The organism is Streptosporangium sp. NPDC023963 (assembly GCF_040639135.1).
In the GTDB taxonomy this organism is placed as follows: Bacteria; Actinomycetota; Actinomycetes; order Streptosporangiales; family Streptosporangiaceae; genus Streptosporangium.
In genome coordinates, this window is sequence record NZ_JBEZZK010000001.1 from 707,443 (window position 1) to 719,479 (window position 12,037).

Consider the following 12,037-nt stretch of genomic DNA (forward strand, 5'->3'; position numbering starts at 1 on the left):
GGTCATGTCCGACCCCTGGCCCCCGCCCAAGGACGGCCCGTCCACGTTCGCCGACGGGGTGCGTCTCGCGATCGGCACGCTGAGCGTCTTCCCGGTCCGTCCAGGAGTGGTCGACCGCCGCGCCGGAGGGATCGCGATGACAGTGGCCCCGCTGGTGGGAGCGGTGATCGGGGCCGTCGGCGGGCTGGCGCTGATGATCTCCCTGTGGCTGGGGACGACGCCGCTTCCGGCGTCGGTGCTGGCCGTGACGATCGTGGCGCTGCTCACCCGGGGACTGCACCTGGACGGGCTGGCCGACCTCGCCGACGGGCTGGGCAGCGGGAAACCCGCCGAGCGGGCGCTGGAGATCATGAAGCGGTCGGACATCGGCCCCTTCGGCGTGGTGACGCTGGTCCTGGTCCTTCTGGTCCAGGTGACGGCCCTGCAGGAGGCCATCACCGGTGCCGGCGCGGGCGCGGGTGCGATCACCCTGGTCGCGGCCTGCACGGCCGGGCGGCTCGCCCTCACCTGGGCCTGCCGCGCGGGCGTTCCCCCGGCACGCCCCGACGGGCTCGGCGCGATGGTCGCGGGCACCGTACGGCGGAGCGTCGCGGTGGCCGTGACCGCGCTGGTGCTCGCGGGAACGACGGCGCTGGCCTATCTCCACGGCATCGGCGCCCTCGACCTGTGGTCTTCCGGTTCCCCGTCCGAGCCCTCCGGCGGCTGGGGCTACTGGGCTTACGTGGAAATGCCCTACTCCGAGGTTGCCATCACCGGTGCGGGGTCTTTGGGCCTGGGGCCGTTCCTCGCCCCCCTGGGTCTCCCCCTGGCCATGCTCGTGGGACTGCTGGCGGCCTGGGCCATACGGCGCAGGGCCGTGCGACGGCTCGGCGGCGTCACCGGCGACGTGCTCGGCGCCCTCGTCGAGACCGCCACCGCGACGACCCTGCTGGCCTGCACGATCCTCGCGAACTGACCTCCCCGGGCCCGGCCCGGGCCTCGATGCCCAGGGGCCGAAGGCCGAAGAAGAGGGGCCGAGGGCCGGGGACCCTCCCTGCCCGAAATCTCACGCGGCCTTCACCGGGGACCTCACCCGGCGGCGACCGGGACCGGCCGCTCGACCGGCCGGTATGTGAACAGCAACGCGGAGACCACGGCCATCAGCGCCGAGCCGACCAGGCTCGTGATTCCCGCGACGGCGAACACCGGCGGATCGGCCGCGTCACCGATGAGCAGCATCAGGCCCGCCGAGGAGTTCAGTGATCCGTGCCCGACGACCGCGGGCCAGACGCTTCCCGAATAGAGGCGGAGCCAGCCGAGCAGGGCTCCGAAGGTCACGCAGAAGACGACGAACATCGGCGCGGCCCACGCCCCGAGTTCGGGGTAGTTGTATCCGCGCAGGGTGAGCGGGAAGTGCCAGAGCCCCCAGATCACCCCGGACACCAGGAGCGCCCGCCAGGTGCCGAGCGGCGTCAGGCGCGGCAGCATCCAGCCTCGCCACCCCCACTCCTCTCCGAAGGCCGCGACCGAGTTGACCACCGGGACGATCAGAACCATCGACACGGCCTGCGCGGCCACCAGGACTCCGATCTCCACCGGGGGCGGCCCGCCCGGCGCGGCCGCCGCCAGGCTCTCGCGGAACAGGCTGAACTCCCGCAGGTCGACGGAGAGCAGGCCGAGGGCGGCGCTGAGCGCGATCGCGACGACGACCAGCGCGGGGATGCCGAACCAGGCCAGCGCGACCAGCGCGAGCGTGCGGCCCCGGCTCCCGCCCGCCGACAGGCCCGTCCGCACCGCCCACTCGCGCCCGGTGGCGGGATCCCCGAGCTGCCTGCCGCGTAGCCGGACGGCGAGGACGCCGAGCGTCGGGGTGAACATCATCGCCACCCCGACCAACGTGAACATGAGCGTGCCGGTCGGCGCGTCCGACAGCCAGAGGGGAAGAGTGAACAACCAGGACAGGCCGAACGCGACGAGCAGGAACAACCACAGGTCGGGGGATCGGCGAAGCATGACACCACCTTCGGGTGCTTGGACGCGGAAGGAATGGAAGGCAGCGGAGGCGGCTACGGGAGGGCCGTGACACCGCGAGAGGCCAGGGAAACGAGAGGCCGGGGAGCGAGAGGCCGGGAAAGGGACGTGCGAAGGAAGGAGGAGGGAGACGACGGACGGGCGGGGACGGGGTCAGCGGGCGGACGGGCCGGTGGAGGCCCGGTCCACGAGGGTGTTCAGCAGGGCGGCGCCCCTCTCCGCGTCGTCGATCGAGACGGCGAGGCGGCCACCGGAGACGTAGCCCAGCACGAGGCACTCCCCGCCGCGGATCATGATCGTCATGGCTCCCGGCAGCCCCCTGACGCCCCAGCCTCCGACGCCGATCGGGAACCGCTCCTCCGTCCACGCCCGCTCCACCCGCTCGATCGGGATGTGCCTGCGGGGCAGGCGGAACGGCCCGAAGAAGAGCACGACACCCTCCTCGGTGATCTGCACCCGCACCGAGCCGAAGGTCGCCCCCAGCAGGCCCACGAGAGACATGATCACCGCCGGGAGCCACAGCGCGCCCTCGCCGCCGATCAGGGCGAGCACGGCGAGCCCCAGGCCCGCGGCCAGGAGGGAGCCGCCGAGCGCGACGAGCGCGACGCTGCTCACCGAGGAGACCCACACCGCGCGCTGGCCGGGGCGGAGCGGGATCCTCCGGGTGGGGACGGCGGAGGGCTCGGGGCGGTCGTCGGGCCCCGGGCGGGCGACGAGGGCGCCGAGCCAGCCGCCCAGCACCAGCCCCGCGACCGCGAGCAGCGCGTCCCACCCAAGGTCGGCGGCCTGACCCCAGTCGGAGGCGTCGAGGTTGGCCTTCAGCGTGACCGCCTGCAGCCCCAGGAGGAACAGGCCGAGGCCGCCCAGCAGGGCGCCGAGCCCCATGCGGTTCGCCTTGCGCCTGAGCAGTGTGGCGTTGGCGAGCGCGAACACCAGTGCCCCGCCCGCCAGCAGCGCCCACAGGCCCACCTGGAACAGCAGCGAGGCGATGAACGGCATCGAGTCGTCAGGGGCGCCGGACGGGCCCCAGTGCGTGGCGATCGGATCGGGCAGCCGGTCTCGCAGCGCCAGCGGCGCGGCGATCGTCACGGCGGTCACCAGCGTGACCCAGCCGGCGGCGATGGGCAGGAATCGGGCTTGGAGGCCCACGTCGGTCACCCCTTCCAAGGACCGGGCTCCCGGCCCGGTCACGACAGTTCCCTGATGAGCTCGATGACGTCGTCGTGGCGGTAGCCGTACTGGACCGCCTCGTCGAGCAGGGCCCGCAGCTTCTCCTCGATGACGCTGCGCGGGTTGGGGCGGCTGAGCACGCTCACGCCGCGACCCCGGCGGAACTCCAGCACCCCCTCGTCGCGCAGGTCCCGCAGGGCGCGCAACACCGTGTTGGCGTTGATGCCCAGCGCGGCGGCCAGGTCGCGAGCCGGCGGGAGCCGGTCTCCCGGAGCGTACGAACCCTCGGCGACGGCACGTCTGATCGCCTCGGCGACCTGCTCGTGCAGCGGCCGGGGATCGTTCAGATCCAAGGTAAGCAACATAGTGCTATCGACATTAGCACCAAGCCCCCGAATGGTGCCACTGCGAATAGCACCATTGAGCGATGCGATTCGTAGGACGAACCCTCGTTTATGCGTACTGCGCCAGCCCGACTAGCATCGGCCTATGTGACCACTGTGCGGCTTACCCCAACTGACAACGCTGTCTCGTTCGATACCGACGCGCTGGTCGTCGGCGTCCACACCGGACCGGACGGCCTGCTCCCCGCTCCCGGGGCCGAAGGCCTCGACCAGGCGCTCGGCGGCAGACTCGCCGCCACGCTCGAGAGCGTGGGCGCCAAGGGTAAGCCGGGCGAGATCTCCAAGATCCCCACCTTCGGCTCGCTGACCGCGCCCCTGCTGGTCGTCGTCGGCCTCGGCGACGCCCCCGGCGGCGGCTACGACGCCGAGGTCCTGCGCCGCGCCGCGGGCACCGCGGTCCGCGCCCTGGCCGGCACCGGCCGGGTGGCGCTCGCCCTGCCCGCCGCGAGCGCGGAGCACGCCGGCGCCGCCGCCCTGGGCGGCCTTCTCGGCGCCTACTCGTTCACCAGGTACCGCACCGTGGGAGAGCAGAGCTCCCCGGTGTCCGAGCTGGCCGTGCTGAGCGACGCCGAGGGCGCCCAGGCCGCGATCGAGCGCGCCACCACGCTGGCCGAGTCGGTCTCGCTGGTCCGCGACCTGGTCAACACCCCGCCGTCGGACCTGTGGCCGGCCCGCTTCGCCGAGATCGCCGAGCAGGTGGGCACCGAGGCCGGCCTGTCGGTGGAGGTCCTGGACGAGAAGGCGCTCAAGGAGGGCGGCTACGGCGGCATCGTCGCCGTCGGCCAGGGGTCGGCCAACCCGCCCCGGCTGGTCCGCCTCTCCTACAGCCACCCCGAGGCCACCAAGAAGCTCGCGTACGTCGGCAAGGGCATCACCTTCGACTCCGGCGGCCTGTCGCTCAAGCCGACGGCCTCGATGGACTGGATGAAGTCGGACATGGGTGGCGCCGGCGCGGTCTTCGGCGCGCTCCTGGCGATCGCCAGGCTGGGCCTGAAGGTCAACGCGGTCGGCTACCTCTGCCTGGCGGAGAACATGCCGAGCGGCACCGCTCAGCGCCCCTCCGACGTGTTCACCAGCTTCGCGGGCAAGACCGTCGAGGTGCTCGACACCGACGCCGAGGGCCGCCTGGTCCTGATCGACGGCATCGCCCGCGCCGGGCAGGACGACCCCGACGTGATCGTCGACGTCGCCACGCTCACCGGCGCGCAGATCGTCGCGCTGGGCTGGCGGACGGCGGGCGTGATGGGCAACGACGACGACCTCCGCGCGGAGATCGTCGCCACGGCCGGCGAGCAGGGCGAGGCCGCGTGGCCGATGCCCCTGCCCGACGAGCTCCGCAAGGGTCTCGACTCCCCGGTGGCCGACATCGCCAACCTGCACCCCGAGCGTTTCGGCGGGATGCTGACGGCGGCCATCTTCCTGCGGGAATTCGTACCGGACGGGGTCCGTTGGGCACACATTGACATGGCTGGTCCCGCCTTCAACAAGGGCGAGGCCCACGGCTACACGCCGAAGGGCGGCACCGGGGCGATCACCCGGACGCTCGTCGGCCTCGCCGAGCGCCACGCGGGCGAGCCGGCGCGGTAACCCTCATCGCCGCGCAAGCGGGTCACAAGCAACCCAGACAAATGAAAAGATGCGGTTGCCGGGGTCAGGCCAAGGGCGGGCACCGGCACGGCGCCGAGCCGGGTCCGGTGGCGGCGTGGATGCGATCGAGGATCCGCGCGGCCGTCCAGGACACGACGAGGGGCGCGACCGTGAAGACGGTATTCCGATCCGACAAGGAGCTTTCCTGTGGCTGATGGCAGCGGCCCCTACGACATCGTCGTCCTAGGTGGCGGTAGCGGTGGGTATGCCTGCGCTCTGCGGGCGGCCGAGCTGGGCAAGACGGTCGCGCTGATCGAGAAGGACAAGATCGGCGGTACGTGCCTGCACCGCGGGTGCATTCCCACCAAGGCGCTTCTGCACTCCGCGGAGGTCGCCGACGAGACGCGGGAGAGCGCGACCTACGGCGTCAAGGCCCGCTTCGAGGGCATCGACGTGCCCGCGGTCCACGCGTTCAAGGACAAGATCGTCACTCGCGCCTGGAAGGGCGTGCAGGGCCTTCTCAAGAGCAAGGGCATCACGATCATCGAGGGTGAGGGCCGTCTCGCGGGCCCGAACCGGGTGTCGGTGGGCTCCGAGGTCTACGAGGGCCGCAACATCGTGCTGGCCACCGGCTCCGCGCCCAGGTCCCTTCCGGGCCTGGAGATCGACGGCGAGCGGGTCATCACCAGCGAGCACGCGCTCAAGCTCGACCGGGTGCCCACCTCGGTGGTCGTCCTGGGCGGCGGCGTCATCGGCGTGGAGTTCGCCAGCGTCTGGCGCTCCTTCGGCGCCGAGGTGACGATCGTCGAGGCCCTGCCGCACCTGCTGCCCCTGGAGGAGGAGTCCAGCTCCAAGCTGCTGGAGCGCTCCTTCCGCCGCCGCGGCATCAAGCAGGAGCTGGGCGTCTTCTTCGAGGGCGTCAAGACCACCGACACCGGCGTGGTCGTCAGCCTGGCCAACGGCAAGACCCTCGACGCCGAGCTGCTGCTCGTCGCGGTCGGCCGCGGCGCGGTCTCCGCGGGCATGGGCTTCGAGGAGGCGGGCATCGCGATCGAGCGCGGCACCGTCACGGTGAACGAGTTCTGCCAGACCAGCGTGCCGAACGTGTACGCGGTCGGCGACCTCATCCCGACCCTGCAGCTCGCGCACGCGGGCTTCGCCGAGGGCATCCTGGTGGCCGAGCACATCGCCGGCCTGAACCCGGTGCCGATCGACTACGACGGCGTGCCCAGGATCACCTACTCCGACCCCGAGGTCGCCTCGGTGGGCATCACCTCCGCCCAGGCCAGGGAGCGCGGCCACGAGGTCGTCGAGCTGACCTACGACCTCGCGGGCAACCCCAAGAGCCAGATCCTGCAGACGCAGGGCGCCGTCAAGATCATCGCGGCGAAGGACGGCCCGGTGCTCGGTGTGCACATGGTCGGCCGCCGCATCGGCGAGCTGGTGACCGAGGGTCAGCTGATCTACAACTGGGAGGCCCTGCCCTCCGAGGTCGCGCAGCTCATCCACGCGCACCCCACCCAGTCCGAGGCCGTCGGTGAGGCGATGCTGGCGCTGGCCGGCAAGCCGCTCCACGTCCACAACTAACGCAAGCCCTCACTCGGAACGCGAGAGAAGACAACCCATGCCGAAGTCCGTACAGATGCCCCAGCTCGGTGAGAGCGTCACGGAGGGCACCGTCACCCGTTGGCTGAAGAAGGAGGGCGAGCGCGTCGAGGCCGACGAGCCGCTTCTCGAAGTCTCCACCGACAAGGTCGACACCGAGATCCCCTCCCCGGCGGCGGGCATCCTCACGAAGATCGTGGTGGCCGAGGACGAGACCGTCGAGGTCGGCGCCGAGCTCGCCGTCATCGACGAGAACGGCACCGAGGGCGCCGCCGCCCCGGCGCAGGAGAAGGCCCCCGAGCCGGAGCCGGAGCCCGAGCCCGCTCCGCAGCAGCAGGCGCAGCCGGCCTCCTCGATCCCGCAGCCCGCTCCGCAGGCCCCGGCGCCCGCGCAGCAGGCTCCCGCCCCTGCGCAGCAGGCCCCGGCGCAGGCGCAGCAGGCTCCCGCCCCGCAGCAGCAGGCCCCCCAGGCCCAGGCTCCGCAGACCGTCCAGTCCTCCCAGTCCGCACCGCCGTCCCCGATCGCGGCGTCCGAGCCCGTCGCGCAGCCGTCGGGCGACAGCCCGTACGTCACCCCGCTGGTGCGCAAGCTCGCCGGCGAGCACGGCGTCGACCTCGACACGCTGACCGGCACCGGCGTCGGCGGGCGCATCCGCAAGCAGGACGTGCTGGAGGCCGCCCGCGACCAGCGCGAGCGTGCCGCCGCGGCCCAGGCCCCCCAGGCCCAGGCTCCGCAGGCCGCCGCCCAGGCCCCGGCCCAGGCGTCCGCCCCGCAGGCCCCCGAGCCGGTCGTGGTGGACACCACGCTGCGCGGGCGCACCGAGAAGATGTCGCGGCTGCGCCAGACCATCGCCAAGCGCATGGTCGAGTCGCTGCAGGTCTCGGCCCAGCTCACCAGCGTGGTCGAGGTCGACGTCACCAAGATCGCGCGGCTGCGCGAGCAGGCGAAGGCCGAGTTCCTGCGGCGCGAGGGCGTCAAGCTCTCGTTCACGCCGTTCTTCGCCCTCGCCACGATCGAGGCGCTCAAGCAGCACCCGAAGCTGAACGCCACGATCAACAGCGAGACCAACGAGGTCACGTACTTCGACGCCGAGCACCTGGCCTTCGCGACGGACACCGAGCGCGGCCTCATCGTCCCGGTGATCAAGGACGCGGGCGACCTCAACATCGCCGGGCTGGCCCGTAAGATCGCCGACCTCGCCGAGCGCACCCGCACCAACAAGGTGAGCCCGGACGAGCTGGGCGGCGGCACGTTCACGCTGACCAACACCGGCAGCCGCGGCGCGCTGTTCGACACGCCGATCCTGAACCAGCCGCAGGTCGGCATGCTGGGCACCGGCGCCGTCGTCAAGCGCCCGGTGGTCCTGGACACCCCCGAGGGCGAGGTCATCGCCGTCCGCTCGATGATGTACCTGGCGCTCAGCTACGACCACCGCCTGGTCGACGGCGCCGACGCCGCCCGCTTCCTGACGACGATCAAGCGTCGTCTCGAGGAGGGCCGTTTCGAGAACCAGCTGGGCCTGAACGGCTAGTCACCCGTTCTCTCCCACCGGGCCGGTCCGCGACGTCGCGGGCCGGCCCGGCTCGTTCTCCCCCCGGGCGCGGGCGGCTTCCCGCGTCCCGCCGGTACTCAGGGGTCGCGGGGGCCCGGTGGCCCTCCGAGAGCCCGCGGCGGTGACGCGAATCCGGTGGGCGCCCGGTTTCCGAAGATCCGGGGGGAGGTCGATTACATTGGACGACATGACGATCATCGTGACCGGGTCCTCGGGCCTGCTGGGATCGGCTCTGGTCAAGGCTCTGCGGGACGACGGCGCCCGGGTGGTCCGTTTGGTCCGGCGGGTGCCGGAGGGCGGCGACGAGGCCTTCTGGAACCCGGCGAAGGGGGTCGTCGAGCGGGAGGCGCTGGAGGGCGCGGAGGCGGTGATCCATCTCGCCGGCGCGGGCATCGGCGACCGGCGCTGGAGCGAGGACCACAAGCGCGAGGTGGTCGCCAGCCGGGTCGAGGGGACCAGGACCCTGGCGGGCGCGCTCGCGGGTCTGGCGGCGAAGCCCGCGGTGCTGCTGTCCGGCTCGGCGATCGGCTTCTACGGCGACACCGGGGACGTGGCGGTGGACGAGACGGCGCCCGCCGGCGCCGGGTTCCTCGCGCAGGACGTGGTGGTGCCGTGGGAGGCGGAGACCGCGCCCGCCGAGGAGGCGGGCATCCGGGTGGTGACGCTCCGTACGGGCCTGGTGCTGAGCGGGCGGGGCGGCATGCTGTCGCAGATCCTCCCCATCTTCAAGGTCGGGCTGGGCGCCCCGCTGGGGTCCGGGCGGCAGTACTGGTCGTGGATCTCCATCGACGACTGGGTGCTCGCCGTACAACACATCCTGAAAAATCCTGAAATATCGGGCCCGGTGAATCTGACGGCCCCCGAGCCTGTCACCAACGCCGAGTTCACCAAGGCGCTCGGAGCGGCACTGCACCGGCCCACGATGCCGCTGGCGGTGCCGGGCTTCGTGCTGCGCACGGCCCTCGGGGAGTTCGCCGAGGAGGGGGTGCTGACCGGCCAGCGGGTGCTCCCGCGGCGACTGCTCGACAGCGGTTACGCGTTCCGGCATACGCGTCTCAACGAGGCACTGGCCGCCGTACTCTAAGATCCCTGTTTTCGGCGTTCTGGCCGATGAGATCACTTGGGAGACAGACATGGGCAGCCCCGGGCAGTCGCACATCCTCGCGATCGGAGGCGGCTCGTTCCGCGCGTCCACGCGCCAGGGGATCATGGAGGCGAGCCCGCTGCTCAGGTACGCCCTCGACCTCACCGGCCAGGACCGGCCCCGCCTGGGCCTGCTCGCCACCGCCACCGGCGACGACGCGGAGTGGCTGCTGAAGATGTACGGCGCCTTCGGCGCGTGGGACGTCGAGGTCAGCCACCTGACCGTGTTCCCGATGACCAACGTCGAGGACCCGCGCGAGTGGGCGCTCAGCCAGGACATCATCTACGTCAGCGGCGGCAGCGTGGCCAACCTGGCGGTCCTGTGGCGGCTGCACGGCCTCGACGAGATCTTCGAGGAGGCGTGGCGGGCTGGCGTGGTGCTGGCGGGCCAGAGCGCCGGGGCGCTCTGCTGGCACGTGGGCGGCAACACCGACTCCTTCGGGCCGACGCTGCGGGTCTGGTCCGACGGCCTGGGCATGCTCCCCTACTCCTGCGGCGTCCACTACGACTCCGACCCGCAGCGCCGGCGACTGCTGCACGAGGCGGTGGCCTCGGGCGAGTTGCCCCAGGGTTACGCCGCCGACGAGGGCGTCGCCCTGCACTACGTGGGCACCGAGTTCATCCAGGCCGTCAGCGTGCACCCGGACGCCTACGCCTACAAGGTCGAGCACGACGGGGCGGGCGGGGCGAAGGAGTTCCGCATCGAGCCTCGGCTTCTCACGTCTTAACCACGAACGGGTCAACTACTCTTGAGGCGTGAGTGACCTGGCAATCGTCCGTCTTGGCGTTGACTTCCCCTATGAGCAGGCATGGGATCTTCAGCGGCGCATCCACGCGCGCCGGGTGGCCGAGGAGATTCCCGACACCTGCCTGATGCTCGAACACGCGCCGGTCTACACGGCGGGCAGGCGCACCGCGCCGCACGAGAGGCCCTCCGACGGCACCCCGGTCGTCGAGGTCGACCGGGGCGGCCGGATCACCTGGCACGGCCCCGGCCAGCTGGTCGGCTACCCGATCGTGCGGCTCGGCGGCCCGCTCGACGTGAACGCCTACGTGAGGCTCCTGGAGGAGACCCTGGTGCACGTCTGCGCCGACTTCGGGGTCCAGGCGGGCCGGGTGGAGGGGCGCGGCGGCGTCTGGGTGGCCGGAGACCCCTCGCACGGCCTGCCGGACCGCAAGGTCGGCGCGATCGGCATCCGGGTCTCGGGCGGCGTCACGATGCACGGGTTCGCGCTCAACTGCTCCAACGACCCGAGCTGGTACAACCGGATCGTCCCATGTGGCATCAGCGACGCCGGGGTCTCCTCGCTGTCGGCCGAGACCGGCCGCCGGATCGTGGTCGACGAGGTCCTGCCGTACGCCGAGAAGCACCTGGCGGAGGCGCTCGGCGCGCAGGCCTTCGAGCTGCCCGAGGAAGACCTGTTCCGGCGCTGACCCCGGCACCGGCCTCCGGAGCGCGTCCGGAGTCCGGCACCGTCTTCGGGACCGTTCTCCCCGCCCTCTCACCCGCCGTGACCCGGGTCCGCCGCAACCCGCGGCGGGACATAAGCTGGTGAGGTGAGCGAGCGTGACGATATTTACCGCACCTCGATGTGCACCACCTCGGTCCCTCGACCGACGAAGGAGCTCGCATGACCGTCGCCCCCGAAGGGCGGAAGCTCCTCCGCCTCGAGGTCCGCAACGCCGAGACCCCCATCGAGAAGAAGCCCGACTGGATCAAGACCAAGTTCAGGGCGGGCCCGAACCATACCGAGCTCCGGGCGCTGGTCAAACGCGAGGGGCTGCACACGGTCTGCCAGGAGGCCGGGTGTCCCAACATCTCCGAGTGCTGGGAGGACCGCGAGGCCACCTTCCTCATCGGCGGCGACCAGTGCACCCGGCGGTGTGACTTCTGCCAGATCGACACCGGCAAGCCCAAGGCGTACGACACCGACGAGCCGCGCCGCGTGGCCGACTCGGTGCGGCAGATGGGGCTCAACTACGCGACCGTGACCGGTGTCGCCCGCGACGACCTGCCCGACGGCGGCGCGTGGCTGTACGCCGAGACCGCGCGGCAGATCCACGCGCTCCTGCCCGGGTGCGGCGTCGAGCTGCTGGTGCCCGACTTCAACGGCGACCAGGCCCAGCTGGAGGAGGTGTTCTCCTCCAGGCCCGAGGTGTTCGCGCACAACATCGAGACCGTGCCGCGGATCTTCAAGCGCATCCGGCCCGCGTTCCGCTACGACCGGTCCCTGGGAGTGATCACCAAGGCCCGCCAGGCCGGCCTGGTGACCAAGTCCAACCTGATCCTCGGCATGGGCGAGGAGCGCGAGGAGATCATCCAGGCCATGCGCGACCTGCACGAGGCCGGGTGCGACCTGCTCACCGTGACCCAGTACCTGCGGCCCACCCCGCGCCACCACCCCGTCGAGCGCTGGGTGAAGCCCGAGGAGTTCGTGGAGCTGCAGAAGGAGGCGGAGGCCATCGGTTTCGCCGGAGTCCTCTCCGGGCCGCTGGTCCGCTCCTCCTACCGGGCGGGCCGCCTGTACAAGCAGGCCGTCGAGGCTCGCCAGCACGCCTGAGCCCC

At 71.9% G+C, this 12,037-nt stretch carries 11 protein-coding genes; 8 read left to right on the top strand and 3 right to left on the bottom strand.

The genetic code is table 11. From position 1 onward, the window contains the following. The first annotated feature begins 4 nt into the window (after positions 1-4). Positions 5-955: an adenosylcobinamide-GDP ribazoletransferase gene (locus tag AB0F88_RS02965; protein WP_362676703.1), complete on the top strand. Its 951-nt coding sequence runs from the start codon at positions 5-7 to the stop codon at positions 953-955. Positions 956-1,068: 113 nt separating this feature from the next. On the opposite strand, the gene AB0F88_RS02970 is transcribed toward AB0F88_RS02965, so the two are convergent. The 3 genes from AB0F88_RS02970 to AB0F88_RS02980 form a co-directional block, all read right to left on the bottom strand. Continuing rightward, positions 1,069-1,992 (bottom strand): CPBP family intramembrane glutamic endopeptidase, encoded by a 924-nt coding sequence (locus tag AB0F88_RS02970; RefSeq protein ID WP_362676705.1) that lies wholly within the window; start codon positions 1,990-1,992, stop codon positions 1,069-1,071. 171 nt (positions 1,993-2,163) lie between these two features. After that, positions 2,164-3,159 carry a DUF1648 domain-containing protein gene (locus AB0F88_RS02975; protein ID WP_362676707.1) on the bottom strand — a complete coding sequence of 332 codons (996 nt, stop codon included), beginning with the start codon at positions 3,157-3,159 and terminating at the stop codon, positions 2,164-2,166. A gap of 38 nt (positions 3,160-3,197) precedes the next feature. After that, on the bottom strand, positions 3,198-3,533 hold the full coding sequence (locus AB0F88_RS02980; RefSeq protein ID WP_329092738.1) for a GntR family transcriptional regulator: 336 nt from the start codon (positions 3,531-3,533) through the stop codon (positions 3,198-3,200). A gap of 102 nt (positions 3,534-3,635) precedes the next feature. On the opposite strand from AB0F88_RS02980, the gene AB0F88_RS02985 reads away from it, so the two are divergent. From AB0F88_RS02985 to lipA, 7 genes are all read left to right on the top strand, one after another. Beyond that, on the top strand, positions 3,636-5,171 hold the full coding sequence (locus tag AB0F88_RS02985) for a leucyl aminopeptidase (RefSeq protein WP_362676710.1): 1,536 nt from the start codon (positions 3,636-3,638) through the stop codon (positions 5,169-5,171). A 207-nt stretch (positions 5,172-5,378) separates the two neighbouring features. After that, positions 5,379-6,758, top strand: a complete 1,380-nt coding sequence (gene lpdA / locus AB0F88_RS02990; protein ID WP_362676712.1) for a dihydrolipoyl dehydrogenase — start codon at positions 5,379-5,381, stop codon at positions 6,756-6,758. A 37-nt stretch (positions 6,759-6,795) separates the two neighbouring features. Continuing rightward, on the top strand, positions 6,796-8,307 hold the full coding sequence (sucB, locus tag AB0F88_RS02995; RefSeq protein ID WP_362676714.1) for a 2-oxoglutarate dehydrogenase, E2 component, dihydrolipoamide succinyltransferase: 1,512 nt from the start codon (positions 6,796-6,798) through the stop codon (positions 8,305-8,307). 208 nt (positions 8,308-8,515) lie between these two features. Continuing rightward, the gene (locus AB0F88_RS03000) at positions 8,516-9,412 is read left to right on the top strand and encodes a TIGR01777 family oxidoreductase (protein WP_362676716.1); all 897 of its coding nucleotides are present in this window, start codon (positions 8,516-8,518) and stop codon (positions 9,410-9,412) included. A 49-nt stretch (positions 9,413-9,461) separates the two neighbouring features. Then, positions 9,462-10,199 (top strand): peptidase E, encoded by a 738-nt coding sequence (locus AB0F88_RS03005; RefSeq protein ID WP_362676718.1) that lies wholly within the window; start codon positions 9,462-9,464, stop codon positions 10,197-10,199. Between the two features lie 28 nt (positions 10,200-10,227). Continuing rightward, positions 10,228-10,905, top strand: coding sequence for a lipoyl(octanoyl) transferase LipB (gene lipB, locus AB0F88_RS03010; RefSeq protein WP_362676720.1), 678 nt, complete (start codon positions 10,228-10,230; stop codon positions 10,903-10,905). A 197-nt stretch (positions 10,906-11,102) separates the two neighbouring features. Continuing rightward, entirely contained in the window at positions 11,103-12,032 is a 930-nt protein-coding gene (gene lipA / locus AB0F88_RS03015; protein ID WP_362676722.1) for a lipoyl synthase, read from the top strand. Positions 12,033-12,037 lie beyond the last annotated feature (5 nt).